A 16037-nucleotide genomic window follows, 5' to 3' on the forward strand; every position below is an offset into this window, starting at 1 on the left:
CTGTCGACGGAGCTTGAAACTCGCAGGAGACACAAGCTGCGCCACGGCTGCCAACCGGCTTGGTGGCAAACCATTAATGGCTTGCTACCCACTGAATTCTGAATCAAAAGCAAGATATAAGGAGACATCCGGCCATGCCGTTCATCTCAAGACAGGAAGCGCGTATCCAGCCCGGCGAGCCTTCACGCGCCGTGAACTCCGCGCCCGCACCGAAAACCGTCCCTGACCATTCCGCCGATTCGATCGGCCTGCCGAGCACGCTGCTCGACATCACGCCTCAACAGGCCGGCACGCAAACCCTGCTGCGCGGCCTCGCGATCCTCGAAGCCGCCGCCGCGGGCGTGCGTGATCTGCGCACGTTCGGCGCTGCGCTTGGCACGACGCGCAGCACCACGCACCGGCTCGTGAGCAGCCTCGTCCAGGCGCGCTATCTGCGTCAGGTGCAAGGCGGCTATCTGCTCGGCCCGAAGCTGATCGAACTCGGCACGATCGCGCTCGAACAGATGCCGCTCACGGCGGTCGCACGTCCGCATCTCGAATCGCTCGCGGAACAGACGCTCGACACGATCCACCTCGGCGTGCGCGATGGCGACGACGTGCTGTACATCGACAAGATTCCCGGCACACGTGGACTCGAAATGCGCTCGCGCGTCGGTCACCGGATGCCGCTCGCGTCGACGGGGATCGGCAAGGCGATGATGCTCGACCTGACGCCGGATACCTGGCAAGGGCTCTTCGACGCGTCGCGTCGTGCGCTCGCGGGCGTGAGCTTCAAGCCTGACAACCGCCCCGACGCGCCCACCTTCATGCAGCGCATGACGAACTACGCGGCCGGCGGCTACACGTTCGATCTCGAAGAAAACGAAGCGTCGATCCGTTGCGTCGCGGCGCCGGTGCGCGACGCGTCGGGTTCGGTCGTCGCGGCCGTGTCGGTGGCGAGCACGATTCCGTACATGCCGCTCGAACGCATGGACGAGCTGATCCCGGTCCTGCAGCGCGAAGCGCGCGCGATCTCGGAAGAACTTGGCTGGCGCGCGCCGCAGCCCGTCACGCGCAGGATCAAACGATGACCGGACCGGTTTCGACCGCGCCCGCGCAAGAGGCGACGGTACAGGGGACGACGGACGCAGCGCTGATTGCGCTCGACTGGGGCACGACGTCGCTGCGCGCGTATCTGTTCGACGCGCATGGCAACGTGATCGACACGCGTGCATCGAGCGCGGGCATCATGAATCTGCCGCGTCCCGCACGCGAAGGCGGCTTCGACGACGCGTTCGACGCGGTCTGTGGCGCGTGGCTCGATCTCGCGCCGGACGTGCCGGTGATCGCGGCCGGCATGGTCGGCAGTGCGCAAGGCTGGGTGGAGGCGCCGTATGTCAATGCGCCCGCCGACGCCGACGCGATCACGGCCGGCATCGTCCGTGTCGCGGCGGCGCGCGGCACGGTCGTGCATATCGTGCCCGGCGTGCTGGAGCGGGGCGATCTGCCGAACGTGATGCGCGGCGAAGAGACACAGATTTTCGGCGCGCTCGCCGGCGATGCCATGTCCGACCCCGCGTTGATCGGTCTGCCCGGCACGCACGCGAAATGGGTCGTCGTGCAGCGCGGCCGGATCGAGCGGTTTCATACGTTCATGACCGGCGAAGTGTTTGCGGCGCTGTCCGAACATACGATTCTCGGCCGCACGATGACGACGCCCGATCGCCCGGATACCGAAGCGTTCCTGCGCGGCGTCAACGTCGCGCGGCAACGCGGCGAGGCGGGTCTGCTCGCGACGGTTTTCAGCACGCGCACGCTCGGCCTCACGGGACAGCTGGCCGGCGACCGGCAACCGGACTATCTGTCCGGTCTGCTGATCGGCCACGAGATCGCGGGCCTCGAAGCAGCGCTCGCGCAGCAGCAGACCACGCTCGCCGGCCGGCCGCTGCGTCTGATCGGCAACGAGGCGCTGTGCGAACGCTACCGGCTCGCGCTCGCGCAGTTCGGCTGCGACGACGCGACGCTCGTGAAGCACGCGACCGAACGCGGACTGTGGCGCATGGCGAGCGAAGCGGGCCTCGTCGCCGCGGGCGATGCGGCGCCGGCCGCGCGCGCCGGCTGACGCCGCCCGCGCGACGACATATAAGGAACCGACATGCAACCTCATATCAATCTGCCCGGACCCTACCTGCCGCACGCGGGTCTGATGGCCGCCTTCGACGCGTGTCCGCTGATCGCGATCCTGCGCGGTGTGACGCCGGCCGATGCGGCCGACCACGGCCGTGCGCTGTACGAAGCGGGTTTCCGCATCGTCGAAGTGCCGCTCAATTCGCCGCAGCCGTTCGACAGCATCGCCGCGATCCGTCGCGCGCTGCCGGCCGATGCGATCGTCGGTGCGGGCACGGTGCTGCATCCGGGCTTCGTGCACGACGTGAAGTCGGCGGGCGGCGAACTGATCGTGATGCCGCACAGCGATGCCGATGTGATCGCTGCGGCGAAGTCGCAGGCGATGGCGTGCGCGCCGGGCGTCGCGACGCCAACCGAAGCGTTTCTCGCACTGAAGGCCGGCGCCGACGTACTGAAGATGTTTCCGGCCGAACAGCTCGGCGCGCACATCGTGAAGGCGTGGCGCGCGGTGATCGCCGCGGAAGTGCCGCTCGTGCCAGTCGGCGGGATTGCGCCGGACAACATGGGGCCGTTCCTGTCCGCGGGCGCGAATGGTTTCGGACTCGGCTCGGCGCTGTTCAAGCCAGGCCAGAGCGCGGCAACCACCGAAGCGCACGCGAAGGCATTCATCGAAGGACTACGCGCTGCACGCATCGCACACGCCGCGCAGGCCGGAGCGAAGCAATGAACCGGCTGGCCGGCAAGGTCGCGTTGATCACCGGCGCGGGACGCGGCATCGGCGCGGCGATCGCGCACGCGTTCGCGCGCGAGGGTGCGGCGGTCGTGCTGGCTGAACTCGATCTCGACAGCGCACAGACGACCGCACAGGCGATCGCCGCTCAACCGGGCGCGCGTGCGCTCGCGGTGCAGACCGACGTCACGCAGTCGGACTCGGTGCGGCATGCGGTGAGCGAAGCGGAGCGTGTGTTCGGGCCGCTCGACGTGCTCGTGAACAACGCGGGCATCAACGTATTCTGCGACCCGCTGACGATGACCGACGACGACTGGCGGCGCTGCTTCGCGGTCGATCTCGACGGCGTGTGGAACGGCTGCCGCGCGGCGCTGCCCGGCATGGTCGAGCGCGGCGCGGGCAGCATCGTGAACATCGCGTCGACGCACGCGTTCAAGATCATTCCCGGATGCTTTCCGTATCCGGTGGCGAAGCATGGCGTGCTCGGCCTTACGCGCGCGCTCGGCATCGAGTACGCGCCGCGCAATGTGCGCGTCAACGCGATCGCGCCGGGCTACGTCGAAACGCAGTTGACGCACGACTGGTGGGGTGCGCAGAACGATCCGGTCGCCGCACGGCAGGCCACGCTCGATTTGCAGCCGATGAAGCGCATCGGCCGGCCGGACGAAGTGGCGATGACCGCGGTGTTCCTCGCGTCCGACGAGGCACCGTTCATCAACGCAAGCTGTATCACCGTCGACGGTGGGCGCTCGGCGCTGTACCACGACTGACGCAGCGGTTTGAAGCAGTGGAGCAGGAGAGCAGGAAAAGTGTGAACCGGCGGGGCGCACGGGCCGCGTGCGCCGGGCCGGTAAAAAGAAGACGCGGCCGATACCTTCTCGTTATCAATTAGTCAGGAGACACGCATCATGAAACGTAGAATTTTCCTCACGCTGGCAGCGGCGGCAACTGGGGTCCTCTTCAACGCGCCGGTCGTGCAGGCGGCCGACCAGGTCAAGATCGGCTTCCTCGTGAAGCAGCCCGAAGAACCGTGGTTCCAGGACGAATGGAAGTTCGCCGAGATGGCCGCGAAGGAGAAGGGCTTCACGCTCGTGAAGATCGGCGCGCCGTCCGGCGAAAAGGTGATGAGCGCAATCGACAATCTCGCCGCGCAGAAGGCGCAGGGCTTCGTGATCTGCACGCCCGACGTCAAGCTCGGACCGGGCATCGTCGCGAAAGCGAAGGCCGACGGCCTGAAGATGATGACGGTCGACGACCGTCTCGTCGACGGCGCGGGCAAGCCGATCGAATCCGTGCCGCACATGGGCATTTCGGCGTACAACATCGGTAAGCAGGTGGGCGACGGCCTGGCCGCGGAAATCAAGAAGCGCGGCTGGGACATGAAGGACGTCGGCGCGATGGACGTGACCTACGAGCAGTTGCCGACCGCGCACGACCGCACGAGCGGCGCGACCGACGCGCTGGTCGCCGCGGGCTTCCCGAAGGCGAACGTGATTGCGGCGCCGCAGGCGAAGACCGACACGGAAAACGCGTTTAACGCGGCCAACATCGCGTTGACGAAGAATCCGCAGTTCAAGCACTGGGTTGCCTACGCGCTGAACGACGAAGGTGTACTCGGCGCCGTGCGTGCCGCCGAAGGTCGCGGCTTCAAGGCCGACAACATGATCGGTATCGGCATCGGCGGTTCGGACTCCGCGTTGAACGAGTTCAAGAAGCCGAATCCGACGGGCTTCTACGGCACCGTGATCATCAGCCCGAAGCGTCATGGCGAAGAAACCTCGACGCTGATGTACGACTGGATCACGCAAGGCAAGGAACCGCCGCTGCTGACGCTGACGACCGGCATGCTCGCGACGCGCGACAACGTCGCCGATGTGCGCCAGAAGATGGGCCTCGCCTCGAAGTAAGCGGGTCGGGTAAGGCAATGGGTACACGCATGTGAGCAGGGTTTGCGCCCTGCGTGGGACCAGAGTAAGTGCTTTGCATGGGACCGGAGTAACGCGCTAAAGCGCGAACTCCAGTCGACAGCTAAAGCGCCAGCTCTGGTCGACATATGCGCGATGAAGCAGGCCGCCGGCCGCGGCGCGTGAGTTCGCGCGGCGCTGCCGGCTGCATGTGGGGCTGCGTTTAGAAGCAAATGGAGGCGGAAGTGTCTGCGACGCTACGTTTTGACGATATCGGGAAGGTGTTTCCAGGCGTGCGTGCGCTGGACGGTGTGTCGTTCGATGTGCATGAAGGTCAAGTGCACGGTTTGATGGGAGAAAACGGCGCCGGCAAATCGACGCTGCTGAAGATTCTCGGCGGCGAATATCAGCCGGACTCGGGCCGTGTGCTCATCGACGGCAACGAGGTGCGCTTTGCGAGCGCGGCAGCTTCGATCGGGGCCGGCATCGCGGTGATTCACCAGGAACTGCAGTACGTGCCGGATCTGACCGTCACCGAAAATCTGCTGCTCGGCCAGTTGCCGAACGCGCTCGGCTGGGTCAACAAGCGCGAAGCGAAACGCTTCGTGCGCGAACGTCTCGCAGCGATGGGCGTCGCGCTCGATCCGGATGCGAAGCTGCGCAAGCTGTCGATCGCGCAGCGGCAGATGGTCGAAATCTGCAAGGCGCTGCTGCGTAATGCGCGCGTGATCGCGCTCGACGAACCGACCAGCTCGCTGTCGCACAGCGAAACCGAAGTGCTGTTCAAGCTCGTGCGCGACCTGCGCGCGGACAATCGCGCGCTGATCTACATCTCGCACCGGATGGACGAGATCTACCAGCTGTGCGACGCATGCACGATTTTCCGCGACGGCCGCAAGGTCGCGTCGCATCCGAGCCTCGAAGGCGTGAAGCGCGACACGATCGTCAGCGAGATGGTCGGCCGCGAGATTTCGGACATCTATAACTACTCGCCGCGCGCGCTCGGCGAAGTACGCTTCGCGGCGAAGGCGATCGAAGGGCATTCGCTTGCAGAACCGGCGAGCTTCGAAGTGCGTAGCGGCGAGATCGTCGGGTTCTTCGGTCTGGTCGGCGCGGGCCGTAGCGAGCTAATGCATCTCGTGTACGGCGCCGATCACAAGAAGGGCGGCGAACTGATGCTCGACGGCAAGCCGATCCGCGTGCGCAGCGCCGGCGAGGCGATCCGCCACGGCATCGTGCTGTGTCCGGAGGACCGCAAGGAGGAAGGCATCGTCGCGATGGCGAGCGTCTCGGAGAATATCAACATCAGCTGCCGGCGCCACTATCTGCGCGCGGGGATGTTCCTCGACCGCAAGAAGGAAGCCGAAACGGCAGACCGCTTCATCAAGCTGCTTAAGATCAAGACGCCGGGACGTCGCCAGAAAATCCGCTTCCTGTCCGGCGGCAACCAGCAGAAAGCGATCCTGTCGCGCTGGCTCGCGGAGCCGAACCTGAAAGTGGTGATTCTCGACGAACCGACGCGCGGTATCGACGTCGGCGCGAAACACGAGATCTATAACGTGATCTATCAGCTCGCGGAGCGCGGCTGCGCGATCGTGATGATCTCGTCGGAACTGCCGGAAGTGCTGGGCGTGTCGGACCGCATCGTCGTGATGCGCCAGGGCCGCATTTCCGGCGAGCTTGCGCGCGGCGCCGCAACCGAACAATCGGTGTTGGGCCTTGCGCTGCCGCAGAGCTCGACTGCACCCGAAACCGCTGAAGCGGCCTGAACACGAAATAGCTGAACCCGTCTAACCCGTCGGGAACGGGAGGAGTCAAGACATGCAAGCCAGAGAAAACCTCGCGCAACAGGCCGCCAAGAGCGCGACCGAAGCGCTGATTCCGCAGGGCAACGACCGGCAGAAATGGTGGCAGCACGTCACCGAGTACAGCCTGATCGTGATCTTTGCGATCATGTTCATCACGATGTCGCTGACCGTCGATCATTTCTTCTCGATCGAGAACATGCTCGGCCTCGCACTGTCGATCTCGCAGATCGGCATGGTCGCTTGCACGATGATGTTCTGTCTCGCGTCGCGCGACTTCGATCTGTCGGTGGGCTCGACCGTCGCGTTCGCCGGCGTGATGTGTGCGATGGTACTCAACGCGACCGGCAACACGTTCATCGCGATCATTGCGGCGGTGGCGGCAGGCGCGGCGATCGGCTTCGTCAATGGCGCGGTGATCGCGTACCTGCGCATCAACGCGCTGATCACGACGCTCGCGACGATGGAAATCGTGCGCGGCCTCGGCTTCATCGTGTCGCACGGGCAGGCGGTCGGCGTGTCGTCGGACACGTTCATCGCGCTCGGCGGGTTGACGATGTTCGGCGTGTCGCTGCCGATCTGGGTCACGCTGCTGTGCTTCATCGTGTTCGGCGTGATGCTGAACCAGACGGTGTACGGCCGCAACACGCTCGCGATCGGCGGCAATCCCGAAGCGTCGCGACTCGCGGGGATCAACGTCGAACGCACGCGTGTGTACATCTTCCTGATTCAGGGTGCGGTCACCGCGCTCGCCGGCGTGATCCTCGCGTCACGGATTACGTCGGGTCAGCCGAACGCCGCCGAGGGTTTCGAACTGAACGTGATCTCCGCGTGCGTGCTGGGCGGCGTGTCGCTGCTTGGCGGCCGCGCGACGATCTCCGGCGTCGTGATCGGCGTGCTGATCATGGGCACCGTCGAGAACGTGATGAACCTGCTGAACATCGACGCGTTCTACCAGTACCTCGTGCGCGGCGCGATCCTGCTTGCCGCCGTGCTGCTCGACCAGTTGAAGAACCGCGGCTCGCGCGACTGATCCCCACGCTTTCAAGGAACGAACGATGTCCTCACCGGCCAATGCCACCGACCATCAGGCGGACAACCTGTACGCGCGCTATCCGAGCCTCGTCGACCGTACGGTGCTGATCACCGGCGGCGCGACCGGCATCGGCGAGTCGTTCGTCGAGCATTTCGCGGCGCAGGGTGCACGCGTCGCGTTCTTCGACATCGACGAAAGCGCGGGTGAAGCGCTTGCCGACAAGCTCGGCGATTCGCGTCACAAGCCGCTGTTCCTGCGCGTCGACCTTACCGACCTCGACGCGCTACGCAAAGCCATCGCCGACGTGAAGGCGGCGCTCGGGCCGATCCAGGTGCTCGTCAACAACGCGGCCAACGATCGCCGCCATTCGATTGGCGAAGTGACGCCCGAATTCTTCGACGCGGGCATCGCAGTGAATCTGCGTCACCAGTTCTTCGCGGCGCAGGCGGTGATCGACGACATGAAGGCTGCGCGGAGCGGCGTCATCGTCAATCTCGGCTCGATCAGCTGGATGCTGAAGAACGGCGGCTATCCGGTGTACGTGATGTCGAAGTCGGCGGTGCAAGGACTGACGCGCGGACTCGCGCGCGACCTCGGGTCGTACGGCATCCGCGTGAATTCGCTGGTGCCGGGCTGGGTGATGACGGAGAAGCAGAAGCGTTTGTGGCTCGACGATGCAGGGCGCCGCGCGATCAAGGAAGGCCAGTGCATCGATGCGGAACTGCTGCCCGCCGATCTCGCGCGGATGGCGCTGTTCCTCGCCGCCGACGACAGCCGGATGATCACCGCGCAGGACGTGATCGTCGACGGAGGCTGGGCGTGAGTGCGACGCCGCGCACGCAGCATACGCAGCACGTGCCGCGTGCGTCGCTTGCCGTCGACGCGAAGTGCGCGCTCGGCGAAGGCGCAACGTGGTGCGCGCGCAGCGGACGTTTCTACTGGACCGACATCGAAGGCGCGCGGTTGTGGCGCTACGATCCGCGCGACGGCCGCAGCACCAACTGGGCGATGCCCGAGCGGCTCGCCACGTTCGCGCTGTGCGACGACGAGCGCGTGCTGCTGCTCGGCCTCGCGACGCGGCTCGCGTTCTTCGATCTGACGACAGGCGAACTGCAGCCGATCGTCGACATCGAGCCCGGCCTGAGCACACGTGTGAACGATGGCCGCTGCGATCGTCAGGGTCGCTTCGTGTTCGGCACGAAGGACGAAGCTTCTCCGGTGCAGGCGATCGGCGGCTTCTACCGGCTCGGTCATGACCTCGCGCTCGAGCGGCTGCCGCTGCCCTCGCCGGCGATTTCGAACAGCATCGCGTTCAGCCCCGACGGCGCGACGATGTACTACTGCGATTCGCCGACCCGCGAAATCCGCGCCTGCGATTACGGTATAGACGGACACGTGTCGAACGATCGCGTGTTCACGCGTCTGACCGATGCGAGCGGTGAGCCGGATGGCTCGACCATCGATCGCGACGGTGGTTTGTGGAACGCGCAATGGGGCGGCGAACGGGTCGTTCGCTACGACGCAACGGGCAACGAAACCGAACGTGTGATCGTGCCGACCGCGCAGCCGAGCTGCGTCGCGTTCGGTGGTGCGCAGCTCGGCACGCTGTACGTCACGAGCGCGCGGGTCGGTCTCGACGCGGCCGCGCTGGCCCGCGATCCGCTCGCAGGCGGTGTGTTCGTCGCGACGCCTGCGCGGCGCGGCTTGCCGGAACCGGTTTTTCTCGGGCGCCCGCGCGGCTCGTTTGCCGCGTCGCGTGGCTGAGTCGCTGAATCGCTGAGTCTGCACGAGACGCGGTTCGCAGCATGCAATACAGACCTGAAGAGGCGGCGACATGTGCGAGCCGCCCGCAACAGCCGTCGCCGACGGCTGCGGTGTCCACGCCTCTCGATGGAGCCTGAAATGACTGTCGCGAATTCTGCTTCTTCTGCTATGTCTTCGTCCGCATCGAGCCGGCTGCGTCGCGCGCGGCTCGCCGCCTCGTCGTCGCACCCGGTGCTGCCTGGGCCCAGCACATCGGCGGTCGCGATCGGTGCCGGCGTCACTGGCGACGTCGCGTGCGTCACGCTGGCCAACGCGCATCTGCGCGTCGACGTCGCGCCGCTGCTCGGCGGCGGCATCACGCGTTTCGACTGGCGCAACGACGGACAACACGTGCCGATCTTCCGTCCGTGCCGTCACGTGACGGTCGACACCGATCCGAACGAACTCGCGTGCTATCCGCTGCTGCCGTTCTCGAACCGGATCGGCGGCGGACGTTTTAGCGTCGATGGAAGGACCGTCGACGTGCCGCGTAACCGCGCAGCCGAACCGCTGCCGATTCACGGCGACGGCTGGCTCGCGTCGTGGGATGTTGCGGAGGCGAGCGCCGAACGCGTGCGGCTCACGCTCAATCGCAGCGGCGGCAAGCCGTACGCGTATCGCGCGGAGCAGACCTGCACGCTCGAAGGCTCGACGCTGACCATCGCGCTCGAGATCGAGAATGTCGGCCGCGACACGCTGCCGTTCGGGCTCGGCGTGCATCCGTTTCTGGTGCGCGACGACGACACGGTGCTGGCCGCATCGGCGGCGGGGCTATGGCTGTCCGGCGACGACTGGCTACCGGTGCGGCATGTGCAGGCGCCCCCCGCGTGGCAGTTCGGCGTTGCTTATCCGCTGCCCGGCGCGCTGGTCAATCATGCGTTCACCGGCTGGAGCGGCCAGGCGACGATCGCGTGGCCGAAGCGCCGCCTGTCGCTGACGGTCGCATCGAACACCGACTACTACGTGCTGTATGCACCGCCCGGCGAATCGTTCTTCTGCTTCGAGCCAGTCGATCATCCGATCAACGCGGCGAATCTGCCCGGCGGCGCGGTCGAGCACGGGATGACGATGCTTCCGCGCGGCGCGCGGCTCGCACGCGAATTCCGCTTCACGGTCGAGCGCGCCGGATTGCGCGCGATGGCCGGCGGTCGGACGAAACGCCGGACGTTCGACGGGGACTGAGGAGGACTGACGGGGACTGACAGGGACTGGCACGAGGCCGGGTAAAATGGAGGCCTCTTCCGTCATCGGCTCGTCGCGAGTTCTCTCATGTCCTCTTTCACCCAGACGCTCAACGACGCATGGCAGCGCACGAATTCGCTGCTGTGCGTCGGTCTCGATCCCGATCCCGCGAAATTCCCCAGCGCCTTCGCTAGCCGGGCCGACGCGATTTTCGATTTCTGCCGAGCGATCGTCGATGCGACCGCACCGTACGCGTCGTCGTTCAAGCCGCAGATCGCGTACTTCGCCGCGCATCGCGCGGAGGATCAGCTCGAACAGCTGATCGCTCATATTCACGTCGCCCATCCGGGCCTGCCGGTGATCCTCGACGCGAAGCGCGGCGACATCGGCAGCACCGCGGAGCAGTACGCGATCGAAGCGTTCGAGCGTTACCGCGCGGATGCGGTCACCGTGAATCCGTACATGGGCTTCGATTCGATCGAGCCGTATCTCGAGCATCCCGGCAAGGGCGTGATCGTGTTGTGCCGCACGTCGAATCCGGGTGGCTCTGACTTGCAGTTTCTCGATACTGCCGGGCGTCCGTTGTATCAGGCGGTCGCGCAGCTCGCCGCGCAGAAGTGGAACGCGAGCGGTGAACTGGCGCTCGTCGTCGGGGCGACGTTTCCGAAGGAGATCGAGGTCGTGCGCGGGATCGTCGGCGACATGCCGCTGCTGATTCCCGGCATCGGCGCGCAGGGCGGTGACGTCGAAGCGACGGTGCGCGCTGGTCGCACGGCCAACGGCACCGGGATGCTGATCAACTCGTCGCGCGCGATCATCTATGCGAGCAAGGGCGACGACTTCGCGCAGGCCGCCGCGGCCGCTGCGAAGCAGACGCGCGATACGATCAACGCGTCGCGTTGAGCGGCACGCTGTTCAGGGCGTCGCCCGCGTATTGAGACTCTCAGGTGCGCGACACCGGCCCGAGCCGCGCGATCAGCTCGCGGTGCTCCGGCCATTTCTCCTGCAACGCGGCGGCGTCGGCGAGTTCGAACTCGCTGAATTCGAAACCCGGCGCCACCGTGCAGCCGACGAGCGCAAAGCTCGTCGGATCTTCACATTCCGCAGCGAACCACAGACCCGCGGGCACCACCGCCTGGAACACCGTGCCCGGATGCGTGAGCGCGTCGCCGAGCCGATGCGTGACGAGACGGCCCGCGTCGTCGAGCACGTGCACGTCGAGCGGCATGCCCGCGTAGAAATGCCAGACTTCGTCGGAGCGGATGCGATGCCACGCGGAATGCGCGCCGTCGCACAGCAGGTAGTAGATCGCCGTCGACGCCGAACGCGGCTCGGCGGTGCCGTCACGATGAACCGTCGTCGCGGCGCGATAGGTCTCGCGGAAGAAGCCGCCTTCCGGATGCGGCTGCAGGTCGAAACGCTGGATCAGCGTCGCTTTGTCGAGCGCGGCGTTCTGCATCGGTGAATTCCTGGTATTGGGCTGCGGCGGCGCGGGAATCGTGGTGTCGTAGTGTCGCGCCAGGAGAAACAGTGCGGATCAGCGTTCCTGCTCGTCGAGCAGCGCGAGCACGCCGCGCAGCGCATGCGCGGCCGCCTGCACGCGGATCTGTTCGCGGTCGCCCTTGAACACGACGGTTTCGACGGCGGTGTGCAGCCGGTTGCTCCAGCCGAACGACACCATGCCGACGGGCTTCGTTTCGGTGCCGCCGCCGGGGCCTGCGATGCCGGTGATCGCGATTGCGACCTGCGCGCGGCTATTGCGCAGCGCGCCTTCGACCATCGCCCGCGCGACCGGCTCGCTGACCGCGCCGTGCCGCTCGATCATCTCGGCCGGCACACCGATCATCTCGCTCTTCGCCTGATTCGAATACGTGACGAAGCCGCGTTCGAACCAGCCGCTGCTGCCGGAGATGTCGGTGATCGCGGTCGCGACCATGCCACCGGTGCAGGACTCGGCGGTGGCAAGCATCAGCCGGCCGTCGCGCAGACGGTTGCCGACGCGGATGGCCAACTGGTGGACGACGGAATCGGTAGGCATGCGGAGGTCCGGTATCGGGTGTCGGGTGTCGGTCAGACCGACATGCGCCACAGCGCGATCACGAGCAGGGTGAAGAACGCGGCGACGAGGTCGTCGAACATGATGCCAAAGCCACCTTTCAGCCGGCGGTCGAAATAGCGTATCGGCGGCGGCTTCACCATGTCGAAAAAGCGGAACACGATGAACGCCCACAACTGGCCGATGAGCGTGACGGGCGTGACCATCAGTAGAACGAGCCAGAACGCCACAATCTCATCCCAGACGACGGGAGATGGATCGTCGGTGCCGAGCCGCTTCGCGGTGAAGCTGGTAATGCCGATGCCGGCGAAAAAGCCGACGACGATCAACAGGCCCCATTCGATCACGGTCAGATAGCGGCTGAACACTGCAAATGACGCCCACGCGAACAGCGTGCCGACCGTGCCCGGCGCGATCGGCGACAGACCGCTGCCGAATCCGAGCGACAGGATGTGCAGCGGATGCGACAGCATGAAGCGCGAAGTGGCGCGGCGCGGCGGGCGGTCGTCGGGGCTCGGGCCGGTGGAACCCGGACGGCCGGGCAGATCGTCGGCGGGGCCGAGCGAGGAATCAGTCTGCATGAAAGTGATCGAAGCCTTGCAACGTCAGGGTGAGCGGCGCGCCATCCGCATCGCGCCACGCGATCGCCGGAGAAGCCGCCGTTTGAAGAGCGTTTATTGTACCGATGCGGGTGACCGGCAGGCGGGCGTTGCGAGCCGCTTCTTCGACCTCGGTGCGCGCGGCGGACGGTGCGGTGAAGCAGAGCTCGTAGTCGTCGCCGCCGGCGAGCGTGCAGCGCCGCTGCACGTCGGCGGGCAAACGGCGCAGCGCGTCCGAGCGCGGTATCGCGTCCACATCGATCGTCGCGCCGACCCGCGAGCGCTCGAGGATATGCAGGAGGTCGCCGGCGAGTCCGTCGGACAGATCGAGCGCCGCGTTTGCGATGCCGCGCAATGCCAGGCCTAATTCGATGCGCGGCTCCGGGCGTTCCAGCGCGTGGCGAAACTTGATGGCATCTGCGTTGTTCGGCTGCCATTCGCCGCGCAACACGCCGAGACCTGCGCGCGCGTCGCCGAGCGTGCCGGAGATCCATACGTCGTCGCCCGACTGTGCGGCGTCGCGTCGCAGCGCCTGTTGTGGTGGCACCGCGCCGAACACGGTCAGGCACAGGTTGAGCGGCCCCGCTGTCGTATCGCCGCCGACGAGCGGGCAATCGAAGCGCTCCGCGAGTTCGAACAGGCCGTTGCTGAACGCCTCGAGCCACGCGGCGTCGGCGCGCGGCAGCGAGAACGCGAGCGTGAACGCGAGCGGTCGCGCACCCATCGCCGCGAGGTCGGACAGATTGACCGCGAGCGCCTTGTGACCCAGCGCATGCGGATCGACATCCGCGAGGAAGTGGCGGCCTTCCACCAACATGTCCGTCGAAATGGCCAGCATCTCGCCAGCCGGCGGCGCGATCAGCGCGCAGTCGTCGCCGATGCCGAGCGGTACCTCCGGCCGTGCGGGACCGGCTGCGGCGCGGCGGGCGAAGAAGCGGTCGATCAGCGAGAACTCGGAGAGCATGACGGTAAGGGTATGACCTGGCGGCGATCGGGAAAAAAGCTAAAAGTGCGCATCGTGGTTTCAACGTCACCGCAACGCGAGTTTTACGCCGCGTTTGCACCGATCCCTGCTGCGCTGTTTCGGGTGCGGCAGTTGTACCCTTTCTGAAGGGATTGGGCCGGGGATTGGCGCTACAATGCGTCGAACATCTATTCTAATCCGCACCTCAAGCCCGCCTTATGTCGAATCCCGCCGAAAGCAAACTCCGCGAAGCCGCACTGGATTATCACGAGTTCCCCACGCCGGGGAAAATCGCGATCGCACCGACCAAACAGATGATCAACCAGCGCGATCTCGCGCTCGCCTACTCCCCGGGCGTTGCGTTCGCGTGCGAGGCAATCGTCGAGAATCCGTTGAACGCCGCGCGCTTTACCGCGCGCAGCAACCTCGTCGGCGTCGTGACGAACGGCACCGCGGTGCTTGGCCTCGGCAACATCGGGCCCCTCGCATCGAAGCCGGTGATGGAAGGCAAGGCGGTGCTGTTCAAGAAGTTTGCCGGCATCGACGTGTTCGACATCGAGCTGAACGAGTCGGACCCGCACAAGCTCGTCGACGTGATCGCCGCACTGGAGCCGACTTTCGGCGGGATTAACCTCGAAGACATCAAGGCACCCGACTGCTTCATCGTCGAGCGCGAATGCCGCAAGCGGATGAAGATTCCGGTCTTCCACGACGACCAGCACGGTACCGCGATCGTCGTCGCCGCTGCGGTCACCAACGGTCTGAAGGTGGTCGGCAAGGACATCAAGAGCGTGAAGCTGGTCGCGTCGGGTGCGGGCGCCGCATCGCTCGCGTGCCTCGATCTGCTCGTCGACCTCGGGCTGCCGCTCGAAAACATTCTCGTGACCGACCTCGCCGGCGTCGTCTACAAGGGCCGCGTCGAACTGATGGACCCGGACAAGGAACGCTTCGCGCGTGAGACCGACGCACGCACGCTCGCCGAAGCGATCGGCGGCGCGGATATTTTCCTCGGCCTGTCGGCGGGCGGCGTGCTCAAGCAGGAAATGGTCAAGGTGATGGCCGACAAGCCGCTGATCCTCGCGCTCGCGAATCCGACGCCCGAAATCCTGCCGGAACTCGCGCTCGAAGTGCGGCCGGATGCTGTGCTCGCGACGGGCCGCACCGACTACCCGAATCAGGTCAACAACGTGCTGTGCTTCCCGTTCATCTTCCGCGGCGCGCTCGATGCGGGCGCGACGACGGTCACGCGCGAGATGGAAATCGCCGCGGTGAACGCGATCGCCGAACTGGCGCGTCAGGAACAGAGCGACATCGTCGCGACCGCGTACGGCATTCAGGATCTGTCGTTCGGACCGGAATACCTGATTCCGAAGCCGTTCGATCCGCGCCTGATCGTGAAGATTGCGCCGGCCGTCGCGAAGGCAGCGATGGATTCGGGCGTCGCGACGCGGCCGATCGAAGACATGGACGCGTACGAGCAGCATCTGCAGCAGTTCGTCTATCACAGCGGCACGACGATGAAGCCGATCTTCCAGCTGGCGCGCAGCGTCGAGCCGGAAAAGAAGCGCATCGTGTTCGCGGAAGGCGAAGAGGAACGCGTGCTGCGCGCGGTGCAGATCGTCGTCGACGAGAAGCTCGCGAGGCCGATCCTGATCGGCCGTCCGGCGGTGATCGAACAACGCATCTCGCGCTACGGGCTGCGGCTCTCGGCCGGCCAGGACTACACGGTCGTCAACACCGATCACGACGAGCGCTATCGCGATTTCTGGCAGACGTATCACAAGATGATGGCGCGCAAGGGCATCAGCGAGCAGATGGCAAAGCTCGAAATGCGCCGCCGTACGACGCTGAT

General features: G+C 65.9%; 16 protein-coding genes. 12 read left to right on the plus strand and 4 right to left on the minus strand.

Features of this window, described 5'->3' with window-relative positions:
• Positions 1-134 precede the first annotated feature (134 nt).
• The 11 genes from ACREXZ_RS30295 to pyrF all read left to right on the plus strand — a co-directional run bounded on the left by ACREXZ_RS30295 (position 135) and on the right by pyrF (position 11469).
• On the plus strand, positions 135-1070 hold the full coding sequence (locus ACREXZ_RS30295) for an IclR family transcriptional regulator (protein ID WP_431767818.1): 936 nt from the start codon (positions 135-137) through the stop codon (positions 1068-1070).
• Positions 1067-2101: a 2-dehydro-3-deoxygalactonokinase gene (locus ACREXZ_RS30300; RefSeq protein WP_431767819.1), complete on the plus strand. Its 1035-nt coding sequence runs from the start codon at positions 1067-1069 to the stop codon at positions 2099-2101. The genes ACREXZ_RS30295 and ACREXZ_RS30300 overlap by 4 nt, the downstream gene beginning before the upstream one ends.
• A 33-nt stretch (positions 2102-2134) precedes the next feature.
• Positions 2135-2833, plus strand: coding sequence for a 2-dehydro-3-deoxy-6-phosphogalactonate aldolase (locus tag ACREXZ_RS30305; protein WP_431767820.1), 699 nt, complete (start codon positions 2135-2137; stop codon positions 2831-2833).
• Positions 2830-3606, plus strand: coding sequence for an SDR family oxidoreductase (locus tag ACREXZ_RS30310; RefSeq protein ID WP_431767821.1), 777 nt, complete (start codon positions 2830-2832; stop codon positions 3604-3606). The genes ACREXZ_RS30305 and ACREXZ_RS30310 overlap by 4 nt, the downstream gene beginning before the upstream one ends.
• Positions 3607-3744: 138 nt before the next feature.
• Entirely contained in the window at positions 3745-4743 is a 999-nt protein-coding gene (locus ACREXZ_RS30315; protein WP_431767822.1) for an arabinose ABC transporter substrate-binding protein, read from the plus strand.
• A 242-nt stretch (positions 4744-4985) separates the two neighbouring features.
• Positions 4986-6509, plus strand: coding sequence for an L-arabinose ABC transporter ATP-binding protein AraG (araG, locus tag ACREXZ_RS30320; protein ID WP_431767823.1), 1524 nt, complete (start codon positions 4986-4988; stop codon positions 6507-6509).
• A 52-nt stretch (positions 6510-6561) separates the two neighbouring features.
• The gene (gene araH / locus ACREXZ_RS30325) at positions 6562-7578 is read left to right on the plus strand and encodes an L-arabinose ABC transporter permease AraH (protein ID WP_431767824.1); all 1017 of its coding nucleotides are present in this window, start codon (positions 6562-6564) and stop codon (positions 7576-7578) included.
• A gap of 25 nt (positions 7579-7603) precedes the next feature.
• Positions 7604-8404: an SDR family NAD(P)-dependent oxidoreductase gene (locus ACREXZ_RS30330; protein WP_431767825.1), complete on the plus strand. Its 801-nt coding sequence runs from the start codon at positions 7604-7606 to the stop codon at positions 8402-8404.
• Entirely contained in the window at positions 8401-9345 is a 945-nt protein-coding gene (locus ACREXZ_RS30335; RefSeq protein WP_431767826.1) for an SMP-30/gluconolactonase/LRE family protein, read from the plus strand. Before ACREXZ_RS30330 ends, ACREXZ_RS30335 begins: the two co-directional genes overlap by 4 nt.
• A 138-nt stretch (positions 9346-9483) precedes the next feature.
• The gene (locus ACREXZ_RS30340; protein WP_431767827.1) at positions 9484-10566 is read left to right on the plus strand and encodes an aldose 1-epimerase; all 1083 of its coding nucleotides are present in this window, start codon (positions 9484-9486) and stop codon (positions 10564-10566) included.
• Between the two features lie 87 nt (positions 10567-10653).
• Positions 10654-11469, plus strand: coding sequence for an orotidine-5'-phosphate decarboxylase (gene pyrF / locus ACREXZ_RS30345; RefSeq protein WP_431767828.1), 816 nt, complete (start codon positions 10654-10656; stop codon positions 11467-11469).
• A 40-nt stretch (positions 11470-11509) separates the two neighbouring features.
• Here the strand turns inward: pyrF and ACREXZ_RS30350 are convergent, their stop codons facing one another.
• From ACREXZ_RS30350 to thiL, 4 genes are all read right to left on the minus strand, one after another.
• A complete protein-coding gene (locus tag ACREXZ_RS30350) occupies positions 11510-12025 on the minus strand; it encodes a cupin domain-containing protein (RefSeq protein WP_431767829.1) in 516 nt (171 codons plus the stop codon).
• Between the two features lie 78 nt (positions 12026-12103).
• The gene (locus tag ACREXZ_RS30355) at positions 12104-12604 is read right to left on the minus strand and encodes a CinA family protein (RefSeq protein ID WP_431767830.1); all 501 of its coding nucleotides are present in this window, start codon (positions 12602-12604) and stop codon (positions 12104-12106) included.
• Positions 12605-12636: 32 nt separating this feature from the next.
• Complete coding sequence (locus ACREXZ_RS30360; RefSeq protein WP_431767831.1) at positions 12637-13203, minus strand: phosphatidylglycerophosphatase A family protein; 567 nt, start codon at positions 13201-13203, stop codon at positions 12637-12639.
• Positions 13193-14185 (minus strand): thiamine-phosphate kinase, encoded by a 993-nt coding sequence (gene thiL / locus ACREXZ_RS30365; RefSeq protein ID WP_431767832.1) that lies wholly within the window; start codon positions 14183-14185, stop codon positions 13193-13195. Before thiL ends, ACREXZ_RS30360 begins: the two co-directional genes overlap by 11 nt.
• A gap of 218 nt (positions 14186-14403) precedes the next feature.
• Between thiL and ACREXZ_RS30370 the strand changes: the two genes are divergently transcribed.
• The coding region (locus ACREXZ_RS30370; RefSeq protein ID WP_431767833.1) for a phosphate acyltransferase at positions 14404-16037 on the plus strand (1634 nt) is incomplete at its 3' end.

Origin of the sequence: Paraburkholderia sp. (assembly GCF_050742655.1) — a bacterium.
GTDB lineage: Bacteria > Pseudomonadota > Gammaproteobacteria > Burkholderiales > Burkholderiaceae > Paraburkholderia.

Bases quoted from the DNA above. Each gene is read 5' to 3' on its own strand.
- ACREXZ_RS30295 (WP_431767818.1), top strand. From the start codon at position 135: ATGCCGTTCATCTCAAGACAGGAAGCGCGTATCCAGCCCGGCGAGCCT.
- ACREXZ_RS30300 (WP_431767819.1), top strand. From the start codon at position 1,067: ATGACCGGACCGGTTTCGACCGCGCCCGCGCAAGAGGCGACGGTACAG.
- ACREXZ_RS30305 (WP_431767820.1), top strand. From the start codon at position 2,135: ATGCAACCTCATATCAATCTGCCCGGACCCTACCTGCCGCACGCGGGT.
- ACREXZ_RS30310 (WP_431767821.1), top strand. From the start codon at position 2,830: ATGAACCGGCTGGCCGGCAAGGTCGCGTTGATCACCGGCGCGGGACGC.
- ACREXZ_RS30315 (WP_431767822.1), top strand. From the start codon at position 3,745: ATGAAACGTAGAATTTTCCTCACGCTGGCAGCGGCGGCAACTGGGGTC.
- araH (WP_431767824.1), top strand. From the start codon at position 6,562: ATGCAAGCCAGAGAAAACCTCGCGCAACAGGCCGCCAAGAGCGCGACC.
- ACREXZ_RS30330 (WP_431767825.1), top strand. From the start codon at position 7,604: ATGTCCTCACCGGCCAATGCCACCGACCATCAGGCGGACAACCTGTAC.
- ACREXZ_RS30340 (WP_431767827.1), top strand. From the start codon at position 9,484: ATGACTGTCGCGAATTCTGCTTCTTCTGCTATGTCTTCGTCCGCATCG.
- pyrF (WP_431767828.1), top strand. From the start codon at position 10,654: ATGTCCTCTTTCACCCAGACGCTCAACGACGCATGGCAGCGCACGAAT.
- ACREXZ_RS30350 (WP_431767829.1), bottom strand. From the start codon at position 12,025: ATGCAGAACGCCGCGCTCGACAAAGCGACGCTGATCCAGCGTTTCGAC.
- ACREXZ_RS30355 (WP_431767830.1), bottom strand. From the start codon at position 12,604: ATGCCTACCGATTCCGTCGTCCACCAGTTGGCCATCCGCGTCGGCAAC.
- ACREXZ_RS30360 (WP_431767831.1), bottom strand. From the start codon at position 13,203: ATGCAGACTGATTCCTCGCTCGGCCCCGCCGACGATCTGCCCGGCCGT.
- thiL (WP_431767832.1), bottom strand. From the start codon at position 14,185: ATGCTCTCCGAGTTCTCGCTGATCGACCGCTTCTTCGCCCGCCGCGCC.